The 25,357-nt window shown below is 38.7% G+C and carries 18 protein-coding genes; 8 read left to right on the plus strand and 10 right to left on the minus strand.

Translation table 11 applies throughout. The features are described from left to right. The first annotated feature begins 245 nt into the window (after positions 1–245). From N5O98_RS19430 to N5O98_RS19440, 3 genes are all read left to right on the plus strand, one after another. Positions 246–1,865 (plus strand): glycoside hydrolase family 28 protein, encoded by a 1,620-nt coding sequence (locus N5O98_RS19430; RefSeq protein WP_118161164.1) that lies wholly within the window; start codon positions 246–248, stop codon positions 1,863–1,865. A 152-nt stretch (positions 1,866–2,017) separates the two neighbouring features. Then, the gene (locus tag N5O98_RS19435) at positions 2,018–3,259 is read left to right on the plus strand and encodes a DUF4861 domain-containing protein (protein WP_118161165.1); all 1,242 of its coding nucleotides are present in this window, start codon (positions 2,018–2,020) and stop codon (positions 3,257–3,259) included. 155 nt (positions 3,260–3,414) lie between these two features. Beyond that, positions 3,415–5,091: a glycoside hydrolase family 43 protein gene (locus N5O98_RS19440; RefSeq protein ID WP_118161166.1), complete on the plus strand. Its 1,677-nt coding sequence runs from the start codon at positions 3,415–3,417 to the stop codon at positions 5,089–5,091. A gap of 82 nt (positions 5,092–5,173) precedes the next feature. Here the strand turns inward: N5O98_RS19440 and N5O98_RS19445 are convergent, their stop codons facing one another. Continuing rightward, entirely contained in the window at positions 5,174–5,602 is a 429-nt protein-coding gene (locus tag N5O98_RS19445; protein WP_004301681.1) for a DUF6575 domain-containing protein, read from the minus strand. A 2-nt stretch (positions 5,603–5,604) separates the two neighbouring features. Beyond that, positions 5,605–5,979 (minus strand): hypothetical protein, encoded by a 375-nt coding sequence (locus N5O98_RS19450; RefSeq protein ID WP_004301677.1) that lies wholly within the window; start codon positions 5,977–5,979, stop codon positions 5,605–5,607. Positions 5,980–6,158: 179 nt separating this feature from the next. Here N5O98_RS19450 and N5O98_RS19455 point away from each other — a divergent pair, with 179 nt between their 5' ends. Further along, positions 6,159–6,809 carry an HAD family hydrolase gene (locus N5O98_RS19455; RefSeq protein ID WP_004301675.1) on the plus strand — a complete coding sequence of 217 codons (651 nt, stop codon included), beginning with the start codon at positions 6,159–6,161 and terminating at the stop codon, positions 6,807–6,809. 23 nt (positions 6,810–6,832) lie between these two features. On the opposite strand, the gene N5O98_RS19460 is transcribed toward N5O98_RS19455, so the two are convergent. Further along, positions 6,833–7,234: a HEPN domain-containing protein gene (locus N5O98_RS19460; RefSeq protein ID WP_004301673.1), complete on the minus strand. Its 402-nt coding sequence runs from the start codon at positions 7,232–7,234 to the stop codon at positions 6,833–6,835. Beyond that, entirely contained in the window at positions 7,231–7,554 is a 324-nt protein-coding gene (locus N5O98_RS19465) for a nucleotidyltransferase domain-containing protein (protein WP_004301671.1), read from the minus strand. The genes N5O98_RS19460 and N5O98_RS19465 overlap by 4 nt, the downstream gene beginning before the upstream one ends. Positions 7,555–7,818: 264 nt before the next feature. On the opposite strand from N5O98_RS19465, the gene N5O98_RS19470 reads away from it, so the two are divergent. Continuing rightward, positions 7,819–8,958 carry a glycoside hydrolase family 88/105 protein gene (locus N5O98_RS19470; RefSeq protein ID WP_004320924.1) on the plus strand — a complete coding sequence of 380 codons (1,140 nt, stop codon included), beginning with the start codon at positions 7,819–7,821 and terminating at the stop codon, positions 8,956–8,958. 65 nt (positions 8,959–9,023) lie between these two features. Here the strand turns inward: N5O98_RS19470 and N5O98_RS19475 are convergent, their stop codons facing one another. Continuing rightward, a complete protein-coding gene (locus N5O98_RS19475; RefSeq protein ID WP_195664252.1) occupies positions 9,024–13,310 on the minus strand; it encodes a hybrid sensor histidine kinase/response regulator transcription factor in 4,287 nt (1,428 codons plus the stop codon). Between the two features lie 100 nt (positions 13,311–13,410). Next, entirely contained in the window at positions 13,411–15,942 is a 2,532-nt protein-coding gene (locus N5O98_RS19480) for a hypothetical protein (protein ID WP_118161168.1), read from the minus strand. A gap of 552 nt (positions 15,943–16,494) precedes the next feature. On the opposite strand from N5O98_RS19480, the gene N5O98_RS19485 reads away from it, so the two are divergent. The 3 genes from N5O98_RS19485 to tnpC all read left to right on the plus strand — a co-directional run bounded on the left by N5O98_RS19485 (position 16,495) and on the right by tnpC (position 18,886). Further along, positions 16,495–16,896: a hypothetical protein gene (locus tag N5O98_RS19485; RefSeq protein WP_008642273.1), complete on the plus strand. Its 402-nt coding sequence runs from the start codon at positions 16,495–16,497 to the stop codon at positions 16,894–16,896. After that, a complete protein-coding gene (gene tnpB, locus N5O98_RS19490) occupies positions 16,884–17,234 on the plus strand; it encodes an IS66 family insertion sequence element accessory protein TnpB (protein ID WP_008023397.1) in 351 nt (116 codons plus the stop codon). Before N5O98_RS19485 ends, tnpB begins: the two co-directional genes overlap by 13 nt. A gap of 86 nt (positions 17,235–17,320) precedes the next feature. After that, positions 17,321–18,886 (plus strand): IS66 family transposase, encoded by a 1,566-nt coding sequence (gene tnpC, locus N5O98_RS19495; RefSeq protein ID WP_269495915.1) that lies wholly within the window; start codon positions 17,321–17,323, stop codon positions 18,884–18,886. Between the two features lie 329 nt (positions 18,887–19,215). Here tnpC and N5O98_RS19500 read toward each other — a convergent pair whose 3' ends face one another. The 4 genes from N5O98_RS19500 to N5O98_RS19515 form a co-directional block, all read right to left on the minus strand. After that, positions 19,216–20,010 (minus strand): DUF4369 domain-containing protein, encoded by a 795-nt coding sequence (locus N5O98_RS19500; protein WP_118161169.1) that lies wholly within the window; start codon positions 20,008–20,010, stop codon positions 19,216–19,218. Positions 20,011–20,226: 216 nt separating this feature from the next. Then, positions 20,227–22,155 carry a transglutaminase domain-containing protein gene (locus N5O98_RS19505; RefSeq protein WP_118161170.1) on the minus strand — a complete coding sequence of 643 codons (1,929 nt, stop codon included), beginning with the start codon at positions 22,153–22,155 and terminating at the stop codon, positions 20,227–20,229. 4 nt (positions 22,156–22,159) lie between these two features. After that, on the minus strand, positions 22,160–24,169 hold the full coding sequence (locus N5O98_RS19510; RefSeq protein ID WP_118161171.1) for an O-antigen ligase family protein: 2,010 nt from the start codon (positions 24,167–24,169) through the stop codon (positions 22,160–22,162). Next, positions 24,157–25,350 carry a hypothetical protein gene (locus tag N5O98_RS19515; protein ID WP_118161172.1) on the minus strand — a complete coding sequence of 398 codons (1,194 nt, stop codon included), beginning with the start codon at positions 25,348–25,350 and terminating at the stop codon, positions 24,157–24,159. The genes N5O98_RS19510 and N5O98_RS19515 overlap by 13 nt, the downstream gene beginning before the upstream one ends. Between the last annotated feature and the right edge of the window lie 7 nt (positions 25,351–25,357).

Here is a 25,357-nt window from a genome sequence, read left to right on the forward strand (position 1 = left end):
AATTAGTCCACATCCTCTTGGGGTTTGCCACCTATCTTTGCAATCGATAATTAAGAGGTTTTTTCATAATATTTATTTAAGGTTAGAATTAGGTTAACATGAATTTGTCTTATTCCTCTCCTGCAGGCTGCCTGCGACAGATCGCCTGCGGAAGGACATAAGAATTATGAAATCGCCCTCATTAATCATCACCCAACTACCAAGAAAAACAATAGATGTATAACCCTATAGAAATAAGTTACTAAATGAACACATTGACAAAAAGACTCTTCTGGATGGCCCTATGCTGTTTACCGTTTATCTCATCAGGATGTAAACAAAGCGAGACTGCCGTAAAAGAAAGCTCCATCAGTGACGCTCTCTACCAGAATCTACCTTTTGAGATGCCCAAAGTACAGCAACCGGTTTTTCCTGCTTACGAGGTAAACATTGAGAAATTCGGAGCCAAAGGCGATGGTCTGTATCTGAATACCAAAGCAATCAACGATGCTATTAAAGAGGTGAATCAACGCGGAGGGGGTAAAGTGATTATCCCGGAAGGCATCTGGTTGACAGGACCTATCGAACTGTTGAGTAACGTGAATTTATATACGGAACAGAATGCATTGGTGCTCTTCACCGGTGATTTTGAGGCATATCCTATCATTGCCACTTCTTTTGAAGGACTGGAAACCCGTCGTTGCCAATCGCCTATTTCCGCACGCAATGCAGAGAACATCGCTATCACAGGATACGGCACATTTGACGGAAACGGCGACTGCTGGCGTCCGGTAAAAAAAGGCAAACTGACTGCTTCACAATGGAAAAAACTGGTAAACTCGGGAGGTGTTCTTGATGAAAAACAAGAGATATGGTACCCCACAGCCGGTTCACTGAAAGGTGCAATGGCTTGTAAAGATTTCAATGTACCCGAAGGTATCAATACAGACGAAGAATGGGCTGAAATCCGTCCGTGGTTGCGCCCGGTGTTGTTAAGCATCGTCAAAAGCAAGAAAGTACTGTTGGAAGGTGTTACTTTCAAAAACTCACCAAGCTGGTGTCTGCACCCATTGTCCTGCGAAGATTTTACAGTAAATAATATCATGGTCATCAATCCGTGGTATTCCCAGAATGGTGACGCCATCGACCTGGAATCTTGCAAGAACGCGCTCATTATTAATAGTGTATTCGATGCGGGAGATGATGCTATCTGTATCAAATCCGGTAAAGATGAAGACGGCCGCCGTCGCGGTGAACCTTGCCAGAATGTTATCGTTAAAAATAATACGGTACTGCACGGACACGGTGGATTCGTAGTAGGTAGTGAAATGTCGGGTGGTGTGAAGAATATCTATGTAGAAGACTGCACATTTATGGGCACAGACGTAGGTTTGCGCTTCAAGAGCACTCGCGGACGTGGCGGTGTGGTAGAAAACATCTACATCAATAATATCAACATGATTAACATTCCGAACGAACCGTTGTTGTTCGACCTGTTCTACGGTGGAAAAGGTGCCGGCGAAGAATCGGAAGAGGATTTGCTGAACCGCATGAAGACAAGTATTCCTCCGGTAACAGAAGAAACACCCGCTTTCCGCAATATTCATATCTCTAATATTGTTTGTAGAGGTTCGGGACGTGCCATGTTCTTCAATGGTTTGCCGGAAATGCCGATCAGCAATATTACCGTTAAGAATGTCGTGATGACAGAAGCTACGGACGGAGTTGTTATCAGCCAGGTTGACGGAGTTACTTTGGAAAATGTATATGTAGAATCATCCAAAGGTAACAATATATTAAACGTCAAAAATGCTAAGAATCTGACCGTAGACGGAAAGGTTTATGAAGAATTGGGAGCGAAAGAAGAAATTTTAAGCCTCAAATAAAGTTCACTGCAAAAAGAAAACCACAATATCATTATATAGAGTAAAAAGCTCAAATAGCAGACTATAATCTTTTCAAAAGATAGACAGTCTGCTATTTTTTCTGTTACTTTTGCAAGGAGAAATACGACGTATAATTTCAGCCTTAGAAAATCATGAAGAAGAATCTTTTTATTTTTACTTTCCTTTTAGGAGTTTTCAGTCTGTCTGCCCAGGCGCAGAAACAGGAGAAAACCATCACAGTTGAAGTACAAAACAACTGGAATCAGGCCAAAGCGGATGCTCCGGTTGTTATCAACCTGCATGAGTTGCACGCCGGCTTCAAAGTTAAATCCGCTGTTGTCATGGAAGGAACAAAGGAAATACCTTCGCAGCTGGACGATTTGAACAGAGACCGCAAGATGGACGAACTGGTCTTTGTGACCGACCTCCCTGCTCACGATAGAAAAACATTCCAAGTTACACTCTCTTCCGAGAAAAGTGCAAAGACTTATCCGGAACGGGTTTATGCCGATATGTTTATAGTAGACCACCGGAAAGGCAAACATCAACGGGTACAGGCTATCACCGTTCCCGGCACCAGCAATATATACAGCATGGTACGTCCGCACGGTCCGGTTCTGGAATCGGAGCTGGTGGGCTATCGTCTTTATTTCAATGAGAAACAGACACCGGATATTTACGGCAAGTTCAACAAAGGACTGGAGATCAAAGAATCGCAGTTCTACCCGACGGATGAACAGTTAGCTAAAGGATTCGGAGATGACGTACTTCGTGTGTTCGACAGCTGCGGACCGGGCGCATTGAAAGGTTGGGACGGACAAAAAGCAACGCATATCACTCCGGTGGACACTCGTACAGAACGTATCATCTCTTATGGACCGGTGCGGGTGATTGCAGAAATTGAAGTGACCGGATGGAAATATCAGGATCAAGAACTGGATATGATGACACGCTACACGCTTTATGCCGGACATCGCGATCTTCATATCGAAACATTCTTTGACGAACCGCTCAATAAAGAAGTTTTCTGCACAGGTGTGCAAGACATCGTAGGTACTTCCAAATCTTTCTCCGATCATAAAGGGCTCGTAGGAAGTTGGGGAACAGATTGGCCGGTCAACGACACCGTGAAATATGCCAAAGAAACTGTAGGGCTGGGCACTTGTATCCCTCAACGTTATGTGAAATCGGAAGAAAAGGATAAAGCCAATTTCCTTTATACCATTACCGCTCCGGGAAATAAATATTTCCAGTATCACACTACTTTCACTTCGATGAAAGAGACATTCGGATATAAAACACCGGAAGCATGGTTTGCTCATCTCCGCGAATGGAAAGAAGAGCTAGCCCATCCGGTGACAGTGAAAATAAAAGATAACCGCGCCAATAAATAGGGTAGAAACAAATACAACTAAACAAAAATTACGAGGTTTCTACCAATTTTTCTATGACTCTGCACAAATATTCCTCCTTGTGCAGAGTCTTTTTATTTACCTTTGCCATCAGATAAAACCAACGAATCATATCTATAAAATAATCTATCTATAACATGAAACGATTGACACAGACTTTAGCTTTTTGCTTATTAACGGTTTTCACCGCAGTAGCACAGAAGAACTATGTATCTGAAGTATGGGTTTCCGACCTCGGAAACGGTAAATACAAAAATCCGGTGCTTTATGCCGACTACTCCGATCCGGACGCTTGTCGCGTAGGGGATGATTTCTATATGACTTCATCCAGTTTCAACTGCTTGCCAGGATTGCAAATCCTTCATTCCAAAGATTTAGTCAACTGGACAATCATTGGTGCTGCAGTTCCCAATGCCCTCCCTCCTATCGAAACTCCGGAACGACCGGAACACGGCAATCGTGTCTGGGCTCCGGCTATCCGTCACCACAACGGTGAGTTCTATATCTTTTGGGGAGATCCCGACCAAGGAGTTTTTATGGTGAAAGCCAAAGATCCGAAAGGTCCGTGGAGCGAACCGGTCTTGGTGAAAGCGGGAAAAGGCATCATTGACACTTGTCCGTTCTGGGATGAAGACGGGAAAGTATATATGGTACACGCATACGCAGGAAGCCGTGCCGGACTGAAAAGTGTAATCACTATCTGCGAACTGAATACGGAAGCAAATGCAGCGATCACTCCTTCTCGTATTATCTTCGACGGTCACGAAGCACATCAAACTTGCGAAGGTCCTAAAATGTATAAGAGAAACGACTATTATTATATCTTCCATCCGGCAGGTGGTGTACCGACAGGCTGGCAGGTCGTACTACGTTCTAAAAACATCTATGGTCCTTACGAATGGAAAACAGTACTCGCGCAAGGTAACTCTCCAGTCAACGGTCCTCACCAGGGTGCATGGGTGGATACTCCTACCGGAGAAGACTGGTTCCTCCACTTTCAGGATGTCGGCGCTTACGGACGTATTATGCATCTCCAACCGATGAAGTGGGTGAACGCCTGGCCTGTGATCGGTATCGATAAAGACGGTGACGGCTGTGGCGAACCTGTCTTGACTTACAAGAAGCCGAATGTAGGTCAGACATATCCTATCTGCACTCCGCAAGAAAGTGACGAGTTCGACGGATATACACTTTCTCCACAATGGCAATGGCATGCTAACATCAATGAGAAATGGGCCTATTACGCAGGCGACAAGAGTTATGTGAGGTTATATTCTTATCCGGTTTTAAAAGAATATAAGAATTTGTGGGATGTAGCCAACCTGCTCTTGCAGAAAACTCCTTCTGATAATTTCACCGCAACAATGAAACTTACGTTCAGCCCTAACCCTAAACTTAAAGGTGAACGCACCGGACTTGTTGTTATGGGCAGAGATTATGCCGGACTTGTTCTAGAAAATACAGACAAAGGTTTGGTTCTGTCGCAAGTTGAATGTGACAGAGCAGATAAAGGCAAACCAGAAGAAGTGAAAGCCGCTGTTGATCTTTCGCAAAACACGGTTTATCTGAAAGTGCGTTTCAGTTGTGACGGAAAGAAAATCAAGGGTAGTGAAGGCGGACATGACCTCATTGTGATGTGTAATTTCAGCTATAGCCTCGACGGAAAGAAATATGAATCATTAGGTGTTCCTTTCCAGGCAAGAGAAGGACAATGGATTGGTGCCAAAGTCGGTATGTTCTGTACGCGTCCGGCTATTAAAACGAATGACGGCGGTTGGGCAGACGTTGACTGGTTCCGTATTACGAAGAAGTAATCAAAGTATATATAAGGATGAAAAAAGATTGTCCCACAACTTTCAAGCAGTAGCGGGACAATCTTTTTTATCTTCTTTAAACTTACATACAAGCCCAGCCAAATTTACGAACAAGCTCTGCAAGCAGACTACGGTCTTTTATTGGCAAATTAATGACCACATTCTCGCGCTTCTCTCCAGATAAAACATATCCCTCAGCCGGCAATTTATCTTCCAACAATACACTTTCCTTTAATAACGTTTTCTGGTATTCACCCGATTGAAACACAACATCGTAATACTCATGTTCATTTTCAGGCTGTAGATAGAGTAAACGCAAATCGGCTTTACCTGCTAAGAAGGATTCAAGTCTACGTGTAGAGATACGTATTCCCGTATAGCGATAAACCGTCTCATCATCATATAAAAGACAAAGATACAGTGTATCAAAGGCATCTCTTGCCACAAAAAGCTGAGGCACATCACAGAAATCCAGAATTTTGTCTATCCTTAACACATCTTCCATTCCCATAATCAGACTATTTTAGCTTGTAAAACATTAAAATCCTTTGTTCTCCACCAAGAATAATGTGCTATATCAAATGTTTTCTTTAACACTCCATCTTTTGGTTCCAATATGACTAAAGCAATATTTGCCTTCTTGAACTTAGGAAGCTTTAATCTTTTCTCCGCTTCTTCCCTCTCTGAAAATAGAGAGACTGCCCTTGTCACACATTCATCTATTCCTAATCCTTTAAAGACCTTATCCGGCTGCATTTTTCTTTGCGAAAAGAAATCTTCTGTTGTAACAGGATTACCATTTGCAATTCTATAATAACAGCCTTCGCACCGCTTCGCATCTGTTGGGGGACATTGTTCAGGCAATGCCTCAAACCATTCTGCATTCATTATTCTTTAGTTTTTCGCAAAGTTAAGCCAATCTGGTAGAATAACAAATATATTTCCGGCTTTGTTGTTCATTCGATATTCTCTAAACTATTGCCTCATTCTTCCCAATCTCATTTTTTTAGTATACCTTTGCAGAATAAAAGATTTAAATATAGAATTAACTATAAACATAAGCCTTAATGAAAAAACTAATAATATTCGATTTGGACGGTACATTATTAAATACTATCGCAGACCTCGCCCATAGCACTAATTATGCTTTGAATAAATTAGGATACCCCACACACGATGTAGAAAAGTATAACTTCATGGTAGGAAATGGTATCAACAAACTCTTTGAACGTGCATTACCCGAAGGAGAAAAGACAGAAGAGAATGTGCTCCGGGTAAGAAAAGAGTTTATTCCTTATTATGATATTCACAATGCAGACGATAGTCGTCCTTACCCGGGTATTTCAGCGTTATTGTCTTATCTGCAATCCGCAGGCATTCAGATTGCCGTAGCCTCCAACAAATATCAGGCCGCTACCGAGAAACTGGTTGCCCACTACTTTCCGGAAATTCATTTCACTGCCGTTTTCGGCCAACGGGAAGGAGTAAATGTCAAACCTGATCCAACAATCGTTTTTGATATATTAAAACTTGCCGATGTACGAAAAGAAGATGTTCTTTATGTAGGTGATTCCGGTGTAGACATGCAAACAGCAGCCAATGCCGGTGTAACCGCTTGCGGAGTGACATGGGGATTCCGACCACGCACGGAACTAGAAGAATTTAATCCGGCATATATGACAGATGTGGCCGAAAAAATAAAAAAAATGGTCTTTTAACGATGATATCCTTACAAGAATAATTATGATTCGGCAAGTAAAACTTCAATAGTCTCAATAAGTTCTCTTGCCGGAGCTTTTATCGTACTGATTTCATCCTCCGATATTGAATAAATGCAATTATAATCCCCTTTTTGCCGTAATTGTTCCATACGCGCCAAAAAACTTCCCAAACGTGCACTAATTTTGCCTGTTTTTATAAAATTCAAGCCAAAGCAAGCTATCAACCCATCATGGGTTTTACATGATAATCCATTTTGTATTAATAAAGCCTGAACAGCATGAAAACAGGCATAATAATATCTATTGGAAGCAATATCCCAATACTTCAGATCAAACATCTCATCTGCTTGTTTCAAAAATACTTTAGCTTTCTCCAACTGTAATATCACCAAAGAATTACGTTCTTCATCTGTCAATTTCATACTAATTCAATTCCTTCCTGCTCTACATTTTTATAAAATGGTGTAATACAACTTGCAGCCCATTCTTTCATCGTATACATAATCGGATTAATTCGCGCTCCCAAGTCCCATCCCAACATAGTTAAGGGAAAGCTTACCTTATCATAATCTTCAGGCTCCAATTTTTCTTTATCTAAGATAATCAAAATATCCCAATCAGAATCAATCCGTGCATCCCCACGAGCTTGAGAACCAAACAACAAAGCCTTGCCACCTTTTGGTAAATGCTCTGTCAATGCCTGCTTAATAGACTCTAATATTTTATTTGTATGACTTTTCATATTCGTCTCCCCTTACTCTTCTACAAATATACAATAAATATCAATACAACAATATGACTTACAAAAAAATCGCTCTTGCTAATTATTCATACTTGGTTCTTATCCATGACTAATATGAATAAAGAATAAAGTCTAATATTACATATTTTCCGTACAAATTTCAATATCACTTTCCTTACAATGCATTTTCTTTGCAACAGGTAAAGAAAGGCTCACCTTTGCGTGCCTAAATCTAAGAACAATAGTAATCTAATTTATTATAAAATGAAAAAGCATCTTATACTATTTTTTGCAGGAGTAATATTGAGTTACGGGAACATAAAAGCACAGACAGTTCCCGATAAAAAAGAAATTCTGAAAGTAACTCTTCATGTGAACGACTATTTCATGAAGAAATATGCCGACTATCGCACTCCTTCCTTTGTGAAAAAAGTAGTTCGCCCCAGTAATATCTGGACACGAAGCGTATATTACGAAGGCTTAATGGCACTCTACTCCATCTATCCCGCAGACGAATATTATCTCTATGCCAAAGAATGGGCGGATTACCACCAATGGGGCTTCCACCGTGGGACAACCACCCGTAATGCAGATAATTACTGCGCCAGCCAAATCTATCTCGATTTATACAACATTTGCCCCGATCCTGAAAAAATACGGAAAACGAAAGCCAATATGGATATGCTGGTCAATACTCCACAAATAAACGACTGGTGGTGGATAGATGCTATCCAGATGGGGATGCCTATATTTGCCAAAATGGGGAAACTTACAGGCGAACAGAAGTACTTCGACAAAATGTGGGATATGTACGAATATACCCGTAATAAACACGGAGAGAACGGAATGTTCAATGTCAAAGAAGGTTTGTGGTGGAGAGACCATAATTTCGATCCTCCATACAAAGAGCCTAATGGCGAAAACTGTTATTGGAGCCGTGGTAACGGATGGGTATACGCAGCTTTGGTGCGGGTAATGAACGAAATTCCATCTGATGAAAAACATCGCCAAGATTACATCAATGATTTTATGGCTATGAGCAAAGCACTGAAACAATGCCAGCGTGAAGATGGCTTTTGGAATGTCAGCCTCCACGATCCGTCAAACTTCGGAGGCAAAGAGACTTCCGGCACAGCTCTTTTCGTATATGGTATGGCTTGGGGCGTACGCAACGGTCTATTGGATAAAAAGACCTATCTGCCTGTAATCATAAAAGCATGGAATGCTATGGTGAAGGATGCAGTTCACCCGAATGGTTTTCTTGGTTATGTACAGGGAACCGGCAAAGAACCGAAAGACAGTCAACCTGTCACATACGACAAAGTTCCTGATTTTGAGGATTTCGGAACAGGATGTTTCCTTCTTGCCGGAAGTGAAATCTATAAATTAGACCTCAATATGTAACTGATAAACATACTTATCTTGAATCCGGTCTATCCTTCACAAACCGGATTCAAGGTAAGTATATACTACGTTTTACTTCTCTCCCCTTTCTGGTAAGCCGAAGGAGATACTCCAAACTGCGCTTTAAAACATTTACTGAAATAAAGAGGATCATTAATACCCACTTTATAAGAAACTTCCGCAACAGTCAGATCCCTTTCGGTCAAAAACAGTTCGGCAGCCTTCTTCATTCGTACGACACGCAAATACTCATTCGGTGAGTATCCGGTCACGCCCCGTAATTTCTTATAAAATACAGTTCGTCCCATCCCCATCATCTGCGCAAATTCATCAATAGAAATGTTGTATTGAGAATAAATCTTTTCCACCACAGCCACCAACTGATCTGCAAACTCCTTATCCCGGTCCGTGTTACATAAAGCAGGGCGTACCACCCCCGGTTCACTGGAAAATTTCTTCCGCAACTTTTCGCATTGCTCTATCAGTCGGAACACCTGCGCAAGCAAAAGCTTAAAACTAAATGGCTTTGCAACATAAACATCCGCTCCCGCTTCAAGTCCTTCCAGGTGCTTATCCGGTGAAGTCAAGGCAGTCAGCAGAATAATAGGAATATGACTTGTCGCAAATTCAGTTTTCAGTTTCTTTGTCACTTCGAAACCGGTCATCCCGGGCATCAATACATCGCAGATAATCAAGTCTGCGTCATAGTTGCATGCCTTTTCAAATCCGGATATTCCATCCGCAGCCACTTCTACTTCAAAATAAGCACTAAGCTCCTCCTGCAGGAACCCACGAATATCATTATCGTCTTCGATGACTAATATTTTATGTTTTCTTGACGTTGTGATTGTCTTTTCATGTTCCTGACATTCCTCTGAAAATTCCTGCAAATGGTGAGTCTGCATATTCGCTTCTTCCAACAGGAGATTGCCGGGAACCAGGAAGTCTTTTTCCGAATAAACAGTTTTATCAGTCGGAATACATACCGTAAATACAGAACCTCCCCCTTCATTATCTTTATATTCAATCGTTCCCTTATGCACCTGCACCAATTCATGGCTCAAATGCAGCCCTACTCCAATGCTATCCCCGGAGAAGCTACTTTGCATGAAACGTTTAAACAATTCTCCCTGCTTTTCTTTAGGAATACCTACTCCGGTATCCGCTACCTGAATGTATAAACACTTCTTCGCCTCATCCACATTCACAGAAAACAGAATTGTCCCACCCGAAGGAGTATACTTAAAAGCATTTGAAAGTAAGTTATACACCACCTTATCCAAATTACCTTTATCAATAAACATTTTATAGGATGGCACAGACGGCAAAAAGCGGAAATCCATCTTCTTCTGTTCTGCTACGTCACTGAAACTTAAATATATTTCGTACAGGAAAGCAACTACATCAGTTTCCTGCAGAGAAAGAGCCAATTTGTTGTTCTGCATTTTTCTGAACTCCAGCAACTGATTAATCAGCCTCAACATACGTTGTGTACTTTTATCCATGACTTTCAACGGATGCAATAAGGCTTGTGGAATATCATCCGTCCGGTACATTTTCTCCAATGCTCCTTGGATCAATGTAAGCGGAGTACGGAATTCATGAGAGATATTTGTGAAAAATACCAGTTTATACTCTGCCAGTTGTTTTTCAACATTGATGCGGTTGCGCAACCTATTGAAATTAAAAATGATACGATATGTAAAGTACAAAGCTATCAACATCAAGATGAAATATCCGAGCATAGCCCAATTCGTTTTCCAAAACGGAGGCACGATAACAATCTTCAAGGTTGTTTCGGTATCATTCCAAATACCGGCACCATCACAATATTTCACATGGAAGATATAAGTACCCGGCTCCAGATATTTATAAGTAGCAAAACTTAAAGAAGACGGAACATTCCATCCCTTGTCATAGTTTTCCAGCCAATACATATACTTGATTTGACCATTATCCGAATAATCGAGAGTAGAAAAATCAAGCATAAAAGAATTCTGGAAATATTTCAATGTAATCTTATCCGAATAGGCTAAAGATTCTTGCAAAGGAGACCCCGGCATATTAGGCTTCACCTGAATTCCATTAACGGACAATCCTGTGATAACAATAGGAGAAAACAATCTCTCTGTTGGAATCTTCTTCGGGTCAATAATCGTCAATCCGTAGTTTGTTCCAAAAATCAGTTTACCGTCTGCCCCCATACACGCACTGTTCTCGCTATACACATTTCCTAATGTATAAGATGAGAAGAAATAATTCTCGCAAGAATGGCTGTTGGGATTGAACCTTGATATTCCATATTCCGTAGCAATCCATAATTGTCCTAAATGATCTTCCAAAATAGATTGCACCATATTATTAACCAGTCCTTCCGCTATTCCATAATGTGTATATTTCAAAGACTGACAGTCGTCTGCCAGTTCGCATAGGTTCAGCCCGGCACCCGAAGTACCTACCCACATGCGCCCTTTGCTATCACGAAACAGGCAACGAATCTCATTGCTGCAAAAATTACCATCGGTGTAGCTGAACAAATGATAGTTATCTTCATTAGCGATCAATGAGTCAGGGTGGAAAATGCAGATACCTTCACTTGTGCCCATCCATATCATCCCTTTCTCATCTTCTGCCATTACTCTGACTATCCGTAAGCCATACTTCTTTCCTTGAAAGAAACAACGGAACTTGTATTGTCCTTTTTCCGTTGATTCTGCCAGATCCAGTCCTCCTCCAAATGTCCCCACCCACATACGATCTTTCTTATCACGAAGAATGGAATAAATATTAGAATGAGATAAGGCAAAAGGATTAGACGGATCCGTTTTATACCACGTATCTCCTATTTTTAGTCCGTCTCCCCGGGTTCCTATCCATATATTCTCCTGACTATCTTCTGAAATCGCATAAATATTATAGGGCAAATAATGATTATCTATCTTAGTTTTCAGATGCGAATCATAATTATACAATCCACCTCTACGCGTTCCTACCCATATATCTCCATTCGACATTTTAGTCAGTAACCGGATTGTATTCGAACGGTCAAAAACATCCGGTGATTCTGGATAGACATGTGTAATGCCTTTATTTGAAATGGAAATATGAGACAAACCGGAATATTCGGAGCTTACCCATATTCCTCCTGTCCTGTCTTTCATCAAACATAACAAGAAATCTGACCCTATAGGTCCTGCATTCTTCCCTTCGGAAACAAAGTGTTCCAACCGATCCTCCTGAATATCGTAGGTGAAAAGTCCGTTTCCATAAGTTGAAATCCACACAATCCCCCGGTCATCACGCACCACATGATAGCGTTCATAATCTATATATTTCATCTTCTCTTCAGGGATCAGTTGAAAATCCTTTATTTCTCCGCTCTTCGAGTTTATATAATAAATTCGTCCAGTGTTATTGTAAGCCCAACAATCTCCGTAATTGTCATGAATCACTTTTCCATTATTTATTTTCAGTTCCCGGCAAGGAGTTATTTGAAAGTTCTGAAAATCAAATTCATATACCCCTTCGCTGGAAGTAAATATAACCCATTTATCTTTTATCAATGAATGTGTACTGACAGATGTATTACCGGCAATAGCAGACAGCGACGCTAAACAGTCTATTTTTTTCGATCCATTTACACAGCGATACACATCTCCACTCTTTGTCAGAAAATACATATCCTCTCCATGAGGGAAAGAAGAAGAAAAATTCAATTTCCTATCGATAAATTCAACTTTCCCTTTATAAACAGACGCAAGTCCCTGCATGGTACCAATCCAGATCCTGCCATTAGAATCTTCATTTATAAATTTAATCCGGTCATCGGGCAGGTTTCCAAATTTCGTTCTAAACTTCACAGAGGTCATAGTCCGATCGTCCTCACAAACAATTTGACGTACACCGTTCCTTCTATGCCAAAGCCACACATCTCCATCAGAGGACATAAATATTTCCGAATAGTTCTCTCCATCACTTCCGGTACCGGTAAAATCTACAAAACAAGCTTTCTGTAGGTCATAACAGCTGAATAATTCCGGTACAGTCTTTATCCACAAAAAACCGTTCTTATCCTCTGCCACATGTTTTATTCTGTTATCTGCTAAAGAAATCCGATCGTGTTTTCCACTTTCCAACTGATAAGTAAGAAAAGTATTTCCATCATAACGGGTCAATCCGTCTAAAGTACCCAACCATAAGAACCCTTTACTGTCCTGAAACATGCATCGTACAGAATTACTAGGTAGCCCATCACTGGTTCTCATTTGTTTGGAACTAAGTTCAATATCAGCATACAAATCCGATAAAGAAAAACTTAACAAAACGAAGAGGCATAATAATTTATATTTCATATAGTGCTTGGGGTTATTTTGATTGCTGGTTACAAAGATACATCTTTTGCACTGCAACATAGAATGTAACACTATGAAAAAGTAAAATCTCCATATAAATTTATTCTTTAATAATACACTTCCCACGATTTATCCCCTCTGCATTGATCGTCATTTGTCGACAAGTAGCATTATTATAAAAACTAACGTTCACTTTTCCATTATTATCAGTCCTCACATCAGGATTCCAATACAAAGTTCGACGAAAATCTATATCTCCCGGAACACTATTACTATGATTTACCTGATAGAATTCTCTCACAGGAGAAAAGGCTTTGAAAAAAGTATAACGCATTCCCTTCTTATACTTGTCATGCAACACATCGTTATATAAACGGACGATGAATAATACCAGCCTTTGGTTAGCCTGAAAAACAGCATCATGTAAATGTCTCATACTATAAAAATCTGATGTTGGATCACTCGGAGGATAATAGCCATAATTACTATCTATGTTTCTCACTATCCAAGCCCGAAGATTTCCATCATACACTTCTATTGTTTTTATATTCTCTATCGGATGATCGGAAGCACCGATGCCCTTTCGCGGATTAACAGAACCTCCACCATCTAAAATATAACAAATAGCACTATTAGCATACGTATACGCAGTATCTACCATGTTTACCGCAGAAATATTTCTTTCCATATATTCCCCCAATGTTCCTGGATAATCCTTCCCTTGATCCATCAGCCTACTAATATCCTTTTCCACATTACAAACCAGATCCGGAAATATCTCATTCTTTATCTGTTTTTTCTTTATCACCACTTGGGGAAGATTCTGTATCATACCTAAAACATTACTATTGGCCAGACTATCTGAAGTGTCTGCAAAAACAATAACCGTATCCTTCACCTGAAAGTCCGAAATAGAATAACTGCGGGCTTCCGGACTAAAAAGGCGGTCGAGCATAATCCTGCAATGTTTCGGTTTGCCTTTCGAAGTCACAGAAAGAGCCAGCTGCCATTCACCGTCTACTGCCGCATGATCCGGCAACAGGAAATGGAAACGCCCTTTTTTGTCAGTTTTGCAATGACCATGGAAAGAAGCACTATCCTTAACAATCCAAAATACAACATCCACATTCGCTTCCACCCTATTCTTGAGTAAAGATTTCACTACACCACTCACTGGTAAACCCTCTTCAGCATAATGTGCCACATGAAAAGGAGATACCCCCGCCATCACCTGCCAATTGTAACGGCGCCACCCCTGTACCATCATCAACAAGTCCAACTTCATACGATTACTACGGTCGTCCGTCCCGAAATATTGCATCGGATGAGCGATGTAACCTCGTATTTCAGAAGAGAGCAACAAGTCTGTCAGGATATTCTCATGATAACCAGTATGAATTTCTGTGCCGGCATCACGCACAGACAATGAAAAACTGCCTGATACAGGATTACCGGACAAATCTTTCACAGCAAGTGATAGTGTCACCTTTTCTAAAGGTTTATAGAAAGGTTTATCCGCCTCCACCGTAACACAGCAATATTCTAACGGAGCACGATTAAAAGCCAAACGGTCTGCCAGAATTTTACCATCCTGATTATAAAGAGTAAATTGAAGGCAACCGGCAGGAAGTTTTCCTTTATCCAATTGATAAATATAAGGTTTATCACCCAAAACTAAAGCTTCTGCTGAATAAACTGTACCACGACATGATACAGAAACGGCTAAAGTATCAGCCGGCAAGTCCGGAGATTTTTGCAGATGTACCTGATAAGTTTCTGCATCCAAATCTGTCACACGCATCACATATCCTGAAGGAATAATGTTTGAAAAAGAAAAGTCATATTTCTTTCCATCATAATCGGCTACAATTTTATATGTAGTCTTATCAGGAATCATTTCAAAAAATCCCATACCTTGGTGATAAGTGGAGAAATATGAAACCAATTCACCGGAAGAATCATATACCGCACCTGTTATATTCAAATCTTCTCCATTCTCTCCTGTAGCTTTGAAACCGATTCTCGAACGTAACCCAACCACAGCATTTCCTCCTTCGGGATAAAAGGAAAGGTTGACTTTCTTAGCTTTTGTGGTCTTTTTACGTTCGTCTTTCAAGCCAAAACCACTATTCATCTTCCGATCAGTATAATGCCCTTCTATTTCCGGAGAATCATAAACAGGAAATACACGAGAAAAAATACAATCGTCACCAAAATTCAACAGACTTCGAGTGTAAGCACGAACTTCATAGAAACCACTATGATAACGGGAACTCAAGGCAAATTCACCATGACATTCGCCATTTTCAAGCTTTAATTGGCGGTCATCCACTACCATCCCTTGTGGAGTCAACAGCTCTACATGTAACACTTTGCTTAAAGTAGTGGGACGAAGTTGCTCTGCAAATACCGCATAAGCCTTAAACCAGATAGTATCACCCAAATAATATCCGGTATTGTCAAAATGAAGATACACCTTTTCTTGAGGGTTCAGTTGGTTGAATTGATTTATCGCTTTTACATAGCCAGGTAATGAACGGACACTTATAGATTGGGCGTATAATGGTGGAACTATTATAATATATAATAGTAAAATAGCGAAAATTGCTTTTATTTTAGTTATGTGTTCCATGACTTTTTAAGATTTACACAAGCAAAACTAGCCAAAAGGAATAATGAATACAAAAAACTTAGCAGGCTATTTCGAAACAAGGATTATTATCCATATTTATGTCATTTTTTCCATATACTGACCTATGATTTGCATTGGTTCATAATCGGTACGGTTATGAACAATTCAATGCTTTTCTCTATAACATGGTCAATTCTTCCATCTCCTTCACTTTCCTCTGTTTCTTCAATAAATAAGGAGTTTGCAGGTGAATAGTCGGCCTTTCACCTTCTCTTCATCGTGAATCAAATCAAATGGCTGCTTCCTGATTTAACCATTGAACAAGATTAGTAAAGCTATTTCGTAATTAGTTTCAACCCTATTTGAAACTAAAAGTTTCACGCCGAGAAACAAAGTGTTTCATGCTTTGAAACGAAGTGTTTCACACCGAGAAACGAATAGTTTCAAGCAGTGAAACTATTTTTGAAACTAATCGCGTAAGCGTCTCCGCGATTCTATATTGCTGTCCGTTTTTAGCTCTCATATCTTTGCGAGGTATAAAAATGAAGCATTATGGATTTAGAAAATAGATTTAGAAGAACTTGGAAACGTTTCCAAGAAGTCTTAAAAACAGACTACAATTGTTCTTTAGCGGATGTTTGCCGCGAGCAGCATACCACTTTTGGAGGTATGAGTTCCTGGATGTCCCGACGGGGCTATAGCGTTAAACAAGCTAAGGCAGATGTGGTTCGTGATTATTATGGCGGCGTTGAGCCGTCCCCACTGAGCACTACCTCTCCTGCGTTCACTCAAATAGCACCCGCCATGTCGTCGGAAGAAGAGTTTAGTCTTGCCGGGATCACAATCACGTTTAACAGTGGAACCACCATTTCGGTCAAACGGGCCACACCCGGTGGTGTTATTAAAATGTTGCTCGATTACGAAAGAAAGGAGGGAGATCCATGTATTCTCTAACATCAGCCAATCGATACTATCTGTACCAGGGCTTTGTTCGTATGAACCTTGGCATCGACGGTTTATTCAAAATTATACGCTTGGAAATGAAGGACTTGTCTCCCGTTTCCGGAGATATATTTTTATTCTTTGGCAAAAACCGACAAAGTGTAAAAATACTGCGTTGGGATGGCGATGGCTTTCTTCTGTACTACAAGCGCCTCGAGGGTGGAAGTTTTGAGTTACCAACATTTAACCCCCATACAGGCAATTACGAGATTTCTTATCAGGTTTTGTCTTTTATCTTAAATGGAGTGTCATTGAAGTCTGTACGGTTGCGAAAACGTTTCAGGATTTAATATAATATGTTGATTGTTAATTATTTGTACTAAGTATATCATCCGATTTATTTGGTCAACTCGTTGATTTTTTATATCTTTATACCATGAAAAAGGATGAGATCATAGAGTTATTGAAGGAACAGATCAAGGGATTACGAGATGACAACAACAGACTCTTGGGGCAAGTAGATGCTTTGATAAAAGAGGTTTCTTCCCTTAAAGAAGCACTCCTTCAAAAAGGCGAATCTCTTAGCAAACAACAGCGCCTTGCTAAGGGGCTCGCCAAACTTGTATCCAACACATCCGAACAGCAACAAGCTCCCCAACCTGCCATGTCCGAAGAAGAGCGGCAGAAGAGAGAAGCTGAAAAAGCAGATAAGCGTAAAGCCAGAAAGAACAATGGTGCCAAACGTGACATGCATTATGAGATGGAGGAAGAAGAACATGTCGTTTATCCTGATGATCCCGATTTTGACATCAATAAAGCCCGGTTGTTTACTACCGCTCCCAGAATATGCGTCCGCTATGAATGTGTACCCATGCGCTTCATCAAGCACGTCTACAAGATACACACCTATACGCAAGACGGTCGCCTGTTTGAGGGAAAAACCCCGGTCTCGGCTTTCTTGAATTCCAGCTATGACGGCTCATTTATTGCCGGATTGATGGAATTACGTTATATACAATCGCTACCTGTTGAAAGAATCATCAACTACTTCGAAGGTCATGGCTTTACGCTGAAGAAACCTACGGCTCATAAGTTGATAGAAAAAGCCTCAGGCCTCTTCAAAAATCTTTATAAGTGTATCCGGCAGACAGCTTTGAGTGATCCTTATAAGGCAGCCGACGAAACCTATTACAAAATACTCGTCCCGGAAAAGAACAGTAAGGGAAAAGGAGTTAGAAAGGGATACCTTTGGGTGGTTGTCGGCATAAACACCAGGATGATATACCTGCTCTATGATGACGGCTCCCGGTCTGAAAGAGTTATTCTTAACGAATTAGGCAGTTGCAAAGGTATCATACAAAGCGATGGCTACTCACCTTACCGGAAGCTCGAAAGCGATGCTTATCCCAATATCACACGCATCCCGTGCTTGCAACATATAAAACGGAAATTTATAGATTGCGGTGAGAATGACCCGGATGCAAAAAGAATCGTGGAGCTGATAAACACTCTTTATCAAAACGAGCATAAGCATAAAGTTGGGGTTGATGGATGGACAGTAGAACAGAATCTTATGCATCGAAAAAAGTATGCGCCGGACATACTCGGAGAAATAAAAGATGTGTTTGATGAAATAGAAGAGCGGGGGGATTTATTACCAAAGAGCGAACTACAAGAAGCTATCACCTATCTTCGCAATGAGTGGAATGCAGTGGTGGACATCTTTAATTATGGTGACACTTACCTGGACAACAATATAGTTGAACGGATGAACCGGTACATATCCTTATCAAGAAAAAACTCATTGTTCTTCGGCAGCCATAAGGGAGCCGAACGAGGCGCCATACTCTATACGATAGCACTCACCTGTAGGATGCATAAAGTGAATCTATTTGAGTATCTCACGGATGTGATAAACAGAACAGCTGAATGGCAACCAAACACACCACTTGAAAAATACAGGGAACTGCTTCCTGACAGATGGGAAAAGGCTAATGGATAAAAAGGGAGCATTAGCCTTTTTATTTTAGCAAACTATATAGAATCGCGGAGACGCTTACCTAATCGCCACAGGTGAAGAGGTGGTGAAGTTGTTACCCTTCACCCGCAAACTCCTTATTCATCGAAGAGACAGAGAAAAGGTGAAAGAAAACATAGAAAGATTGAAAATAAATATCCGATGAGAAAATCCATTCTATTCTGTAATAATTAAAAACCGCACCGATTAATTACTAATCCGTTAATCACTATTTAATACCTTTGTGCACCATTATGAGCTTTCCAACTAAATTTCAAAAGAGCAACTACACCCAAACTTCATATTAAGAAGAGCTATTTTGAAATAGCCTCGATGAAACGAGGGGCATTATTATGTATACTATCCAACAGAGATTTAGTCTTTTCTCTATACTCCTCCTTTTTAATAGTATAGTCCCGCCAAGCCAAAAGGATGTCCCGATCAGCTTTGGGCATTAAATTGAGAATATGCAGGCATTTGGAGAAAACAGGACTCTTTGACGCTCTTCGCCCATTCAAATAGAAAGATAACCAATATCGTACAACATTTGGATACATAGCATATTTCTCTAAGAAAATAAATTTCCCTTCCTCGGCATATGTGTATACCTCACTTAAAGATATGCATTTATTATCTTTTAGAGTATCACTTTTTATTGTATCTTCTCGTTTAGTTCTTAAAGAACGCGTCTTACCAATTAGTTTCCCCCGTTCAATAATATATTTGTTGTAATCGTCGTTTATAGAAGTACCTGACACATCACCATCACTTGCCCAGTCAACAACGCGCATCTGAATATTGCCAGGTTCTACTATAAAAGTTGTGCTATATTTAAGATATCTGCTTTTACTACAAAGAACTAATGCTAAAAAAGGTTCTTGATTGATCGTCCCTTCATAATGAAACACTTTATCGACCACCAATATACTGTCAATGAATGCTTGCTTTGAACGTTCATATTCACCTTGAAGAGATGAGAAATCATATAGCAATACATATTCATTATCCAAAGAATGATCAGGAAATTCACCTCTGATTGTGTATCTTTTTTGTCCATAAGATAGATGTAGCATAGATACGAAAATAAAAAAGAATAGATGTTTTATCATAATATTAGTCCAAATAAAAGTTTATCATTCACGTTGTAACAAAGAAAACCATTAATAGATTAATATAAAAACATTAACCGTATACAAATGTGTATACATTGGTAAATATACACACTTTGTATACGGCTTTTAAAGAAAGATCATTTTAAACGCAACGATTTAATAAAGTCAATAATCGTTTCATAAATAACATTCATTTTTAATAACAGATAAAGCTTACCACCACACTTGTTTACCATCTTCATAAGTAAAAATTCTCTCCTCTACACCATTGGTTAGATTATGTAAAATATATAATCGGTCAGCAGGTACATTGGAAAAATTTAAACTGAAATCGGTAGCAATCTGTTCTCCAAAAAATTTCCAAGAAGAATTGTCCCAATATTCCAAACGATATTGATTTCCCGGAACTATAAAGTTAGAATCTGTTTGAGGAACATATCTTACGCGCGTTATCTCATATGAATTATCCTTTCCTAAATCTAAACAAATATTACCTTTTTCTCCTTTATTCTTCTTAAAATAAGTATCGAAACTCCGATCCAAAGCCATCGTCCAATTTGTTTTAGTTTGCTTTATTGGTTCTCCGCTAAATCCACCTGTCAATAGAACTTCAACATTTGTCCCTCTCTTCTTCCCATAAAATTCTATTTCAGCCAAATTACCTTCTTTCTGTTCATCAAAAACTAATCGCACATACCTGTATGGTCTATTCACTGTTACGGTTGAATCAAAAAAATCTTCATTCCCTAATTCATCAATTGTTATTAAAGTCCTGCCTGAAGAGAATTCTCTATCATCTGATACTTCTATTTTAGAGCCCAATAGTCCTTTCCTAAAAGAAGAAATGCGTGTGAATTTCGGGTATTTACGAACCAACCGCATATCTACATGATTTTTTGTGTAACATTGAATCAATTTTACTTCACCACTTTTGGTTAGAACAAACGGCTCTGTAGCCGAAATAAAAGTTCCATTAACATAAAAACCAGCCATATAACATACATCGCCTATCATATTTTGAAAATGAAATACCCCATCAGTCACCTTACCAAAATCAACAGGCACCCATTTCTTATTATCAAACACACAAATAACTCCATAAGGACAGTTATTATATTGTTTCATATCACTGCCCTTTATCTCCACATCATAGGTATTAAAATAAAGATGTGAGACATCCATGCGATTTGGATTTAGCATATAGTCAGGAACATATTTTCTCGCATCCCCATCAATAACCTGTGTTTCAAAAGTTTGCCGATAAATTTTTGCTGGTTTATAAGCCAATTTCATTTTCTTTCGATCTAATGCGTCAAAAGCAAGAAATGCTCCACTATCCTTTAGAACTGCCACCCATTCATGTCCACCAGCTCTGTTCCCCCAACAATTAACATAATCTATTGTTGCAGGAATGCCACAAGCACGTAAAGCTGCCACATAATACTCACAAAAATGACGACATGATCCTCTACGAGTTTTTTCTAATTGAGATTTAGTTAAAGATATCGCATAATTCCACATTTGCTTACTATTTTGGTATTTACGTACTTTGACAAATTCGTGATATAGATCTTTTATAATCCGACTTTCGTCAAACATAGAATCTCTTAGAGAACGCAATTCCTCGAATTGTTTTCTTCGCTCCGGCTCTATTGGCTCATTGCCAACCCGATAAGGCAATACGTATCTGCAGAATAGATTAAAATCACGCGTGATAAAATTAGGGGCTGTTTGCCATGCTTCAAAAGCCACATCAATATTATCTATTAAAAAAGATGCAGATAAAGTTTTCCTATCATATTCACGTTCAAATAGTGAAGGTTTCATTTTCCCATAAGTCTGAATTAAGGTATGCCAACATTTTTTTGCCAGTTCTGGTTCTGATGAGGTTTCTCCTTTTTTATTTAATTCATCATAAAGTGCAAAAATCGTGTCATAACGTTCAATATCCTCTTTACAATAAGCAAATTTGTCACCTATATTATCCAACAATAATGTTGCTGCCGCTAATTTCAATGAATCATTTTGATAATGTGCTAAAACTTTCCGTGTGATAATCCTATTTCCAGAGTAGAAATATACTCCCCAGCAAATAACAGTAACGCCGAGAAGCAAAAAACTTATTTTCATCAACGCTTTCATATCTTTATTCTATTTCATTCTTCAAATTTTCATTATACCACAGATTAAATAAAAAAGAGTATTGCTCATTGATTATTTTATTTATATCTTGCTCTACGGGAGGCATATAACTTCTGTCTTTAGAAAAAACACCTAATTCCATTATACTCCCTCTTTGTCGGTACAGACTAGCTTGTTCTAATTTTCCCTCTTTCTCCAATATGGAAGCTAAATTAAACCATACCCGGGATAGGTTGGGTAATTGTTTGCTAACTTCATTCAAATAGGACAGTGCTAAATCGTTTTTTCCTAATTGTAAAGCTATACTTCCCCATTTAGCTAATTCTATTACATTTAAAGGCTTTTCCTGTTTTTCTTTTAATAATCTGCCTACTACCAGCTCTGCGAATCCAGGTTCTTGTTCATTAAGTTCTTTCCAAAAAGAAGTCCCAAGAATTCGAGGATTTTGTAAGATACAAGATCTTAATTCAGTTGCAGCGTTCTCTAACTGATGCTGTTGTTTATATTGCTCATATAGTGTCCACCGGAACAATAACTTGTCAGGATAGAGTTCCGTCATTTTTCTAAGTTTATCTTCGTTGTGAACTGCATTTTCTTTTTCTGACCAGCAATATTCATAATAAGCCAGATGAACATCTAAGGGATTTTTTAATTGAGCTTGCTTTATACATGTCAACGCCTTTGGTATATTAACCTTTCGATAAGCCATAGACTGATTAACTAATCTTGCAACATCATGATTAACGTTACAATTAAATCTAAAAATATAAAATACACATATCCATGCCAAACAGGGTATAGCAGCTAAAATCTTTATATTCGATCGTTGCACAATTACTATTTCTTCTTTTTGCAGGAAAGCGATTAATATCAAAGCTGATAATCGGACACTACTGGAATCAAAGAATGTAGAAAATGTTTGTTCCCGAAGAAAAAAGGCGAACAGAAAAAGAAATAATAGCCACAAATTACGCTTCTTCGCCTTCACTAAGTAGTAAACTATGGATAAAAGAAATAATATATAAAATATCAGACCGGCATATCCGCCTTCAATACCTATCTTTAAAAATGAATTCGCAGCGTATGAAGTATAAGAGTCAACCCTTTTTTCTCCATGCAAATAATAGTCCTTTGCCAATGTGTAATTATTGAGTCCCACTCCAAAAGGATATTCTTTCAAGACATCCGTTGTTGATTGGAAGGTATTTATTCGGCTTTTCGTACTACGCTGTTGGGATACAGTCTCATTTCCATGAAGTGTTTTTTTTATTTCTGTTGAATAAAGGCAAGCAACAACTATTACTAACAAACAATAGCCTCCACCAATAATTATCTTTTTCCTTTCGAATAATTTCCTATGTTCCAGCACAATTAACAATATGATGAAAACAATACCGGCAAGATAAATACCTCGTGAGAATGAAACTAAAGCCAAACATAAGATTATTGCACCTGATAGTAAAGCTATACCTTTTATTATTTTATTCTCACTATAAATATAGACAGCCGTTATAATCCCGCCAAACAACCATTGAAGGCTACTCCATTCATTATTGGGTACTCCCAATGGTTTATATAAAAATCTGAAATCATAAAGAGAACTAAAACCCATTTCATGCACTGACACACAGAAAAGATAAAAAGAATAAAAGGCTAATGCGGATAAGACAGCAATACAAACGGTAAATGATGATAGCAATGACTGTTCTCCTTTCTTATCGTATGTGATAATATACCTCAAAAGAAAGTAATACAGGATATTTGATGTGAGTGTAATAAAAGAATACGCACTCCCTGCGAAATTAACAGTAGGTCCCATCCCTATATATGCCCATAAAAGGAGCAAACATAAATCAATGATAGTCAGTTTTATCATTTGCCTGGTTAGACAGACAGTAAGGCAAATAACCAAAAGAAAAGTACAGATAAAGTATGGATCTTGTACGTAGAAAAAACGCATAAGAAACATGAAAACCAATAAACAACAAGCTATTTTATTTATTATTTTTTCCATATTATTTTTCTTAATAACGGACTCAACATTCTATACAGCATATAAAGAAAGAAATACAAAAACACTATTTGTAAAATACATTGTTGCAGATTCCCCCAATTAGGCATTTGATGATGTGACAGATTCATTAATAATAGTTCAATTCTTTCAGGAAAAGTATGATAGAATCTAATAAAAAAAAGTGGTAGCATATACAAGAAATAAAATCCGAAAAAGAAGTTTACCACTATTGTATAGATAACCAATGCTATTTTAGTTCCTTTGGAGAGTGACATTAAGTAAGGAACTTTATTAGTATTTTTATGCCTAAATTTGTTTATCATATACAGCATCCATTCTTTTCCTTTTTGACGTAAATTGGCAACACCTAAAACATCTGTCATAATCCAATATCCATCGAATTTAAAGAATGGATTTAGTGTGAGTAGGAAATTGAAATTCATAATCAATATGATATAGCTCAATAAACTACTTTGAGAATATAAATAAATTACCAAAAATGGAATTAAAAGTAATATCTGGAAATAGACTCCTCCAACATTAACAATACATCTTTTTTTTCTTGGAAGTTTCCAGACGCTTGATACATCTGTATAAAAGACTGGTATATTAATGTACAATCCAAGCCCGATCCCTCCATGAGAAATATCAAAATAGCGACAAGCTGAAGCATGTCCTAACTCGTGAAAAAGAGAAGAAAGAATAAAAAAGAATAGTAATCCGCTTAAAATATAAATATTCAAATTTAGGTGTTCTTTACCTATTGTACTGTATTCTATAAAGTAGAGAACATCCAAAGCTATAAAAAATAATATGACGAACAATATGAACCATTTATTAAATAAAGGAGCTAACAACGAGGAACATTTGTTGATGACATTCGCTGATATGAGTTCTCTATTATACAGAAAAGACTTTCTTTTGTTAGGAAGTTCGCTCTCTTTTTCCAACTTCTTAGCAAAATCATTTAAAAACGTCAAAATTTCCTCTTTCGAAAACTTTCCATTTTGTTTAGAATATTCTTCAATACTTGCTTCTTCACAACCGTTACATTTAAAGTAGGTCAGAAGTTCAGCCACATCTTTACCTATTTCAAAGAAACGTCCCGAAACCTCCATAAGAAAAGTTTCATGAAGGGAAGAAGTTGAAAATGGCCGGATTTCTATCTCTTGTAAATTCATTTGCTTC

Origin of the sequence: Bacteroides sp. LFL-34, from assembly GCF_027257075.1 — a bacterium.
Classification (GTDB): Bacteria; Bacteroidota; Bacteroidia; order Bacteroidales; family Bacteroidaceae; genus Bacteroides; species Bacteroides ovatus.

What these genes read in the sequence shown, in the direction of transcription:
- N5O98_RS19430 (WP_118161164.1), top strand. Translation starts at nt 246, where the DNA reads ATGAACACATTGACAAAAAGACTCTTCTGGATGGCCCTATGCTGTTTA.
- N5O98_RS19435 (WP_118161165.1), top strand. Translation starts at nt 2,018, where the DNA reads ATGAAGAAGAATCTTTTTATTTTTACTTTCCTTTTAGGAGTTTTCAGT.
- N5O98_RS19440 (WP_118161166.1), top strand. Translation starts at nt 3,415, where the DNA reads ATGAAACGATTGACACAGACTTTAGCTTTTTGCTTATTAACGGTTTTC.
- N5O98_RS19445 (WP_004301681.1), bottom strand. Translation starts at nt 5,602, where the DNA reads ATGGGAATGGAAGATGTGTTAAGGATAGACAAAATTCTGGATTTCTGT.
- N5O98_RS19450 (WP_004301677.1), bottom strand. Translation starts at nt 5,979, where the DNA reads ATGAATGCAGAATGGTTTGAGGCATTGCCTGAACAATGTCCCCCAACA.
- N5O98_RS19455 (WP_004301675.1), top strand. Translation starts at nt 6,159, where the DNA reads ATGAAAAAACTAATAATATTCGATTTGGACGGTACATTATTAAATACT.
- N5O98_RS19460 (WP_004301673.1), bottom strand. Translation starts at nt 7,234, where the DNA reads ATGAAATTGACAGATGAAGAACGTAATTCTTTGGTGATATTACAGTTG.
- N5O98_RS19465 (WP_004301671.1), bottom strand. Translation starts at nt 7,554, where the DNA reads ATGAAAAGTCATACAAATAAAATATTAGAGTCTATTAAGCAGGCATTG.
- N5O98_RS19470 (WP_004320924.1), top strand. Translation starts at nt 7,819, where the DNA reads ATGAAAAAGCATCTTATACTATTTTTTGCAGGAGTAATATTGAGTTAC.
- N5O98_RS19475 (WP_195664252.1), bottom strand. Translation starts at nt 13,310, where the DNA reads ATGAAATATAAATTATTATGCCTCTTCGTTTTGTTAAGTTTTTCTTTA.
- N5O98_RS19480 (WP_118161168.1), bottom strand. Translation starts at nt 15,942, where the DNA reads ATGGAACACATAACTAAAATAAAAGCAATTTTCGCTATTTTACTATTA.
- N5O98_RS19485 (WP_008642273.1), top strand. Translation starts at nt 16,495, where the DNA reads ATGGATTTAGAAAATAGATTTAGAAGAACTTGGAAACGTTTCCAAGAA.
- tnpB (WP_008023397.1), top strand. Translation starts at nt 16,884, where the DNA reads ATGTATTCTCTAACATCAGCCAATCGATACTATCTGTACCAGGGCTTT.
- tnpC (WP_269495915.1), top strand. Translation starts at nt 17,321, where the DNA reads ATGAAAAAGGATGAGATCATAGAGTTATTGAAGGAACAGATCAAGGGA.
- N5O98_RS19500 (WP_118161169.1), bottom strand. Translation starts at nt 20,010, where the DNA reads ATGATAAAACATCTATTCTTTTTTATTTTCGTATCTATGCTACATCTA.
- N5O98_RS19505 (WP_118161170.1), bottom strand. Translation starts at nt 22,155, where the DNA reads ATGAAAGCGTTGATGAAAATAAGTTTTTTGCTTCTCGGCGTTACTGTT.
- N5O98_RS19510 (WP_118161171.1), bottom strand. Translation starts at nt 24,169, where the DNA reads ATGGAAAAAATAATAAATAAAATAGCTTGTTGTTTATTGGTTTTCATG.
- N5O98_RS19515 (WP_118161172.1), bottom strand. Translation starts at nt 25,350, where the DNA reads ATGAATTTACAAGAGATAGAAATCCGGCCATTTTCAACTTCTTCCCTT.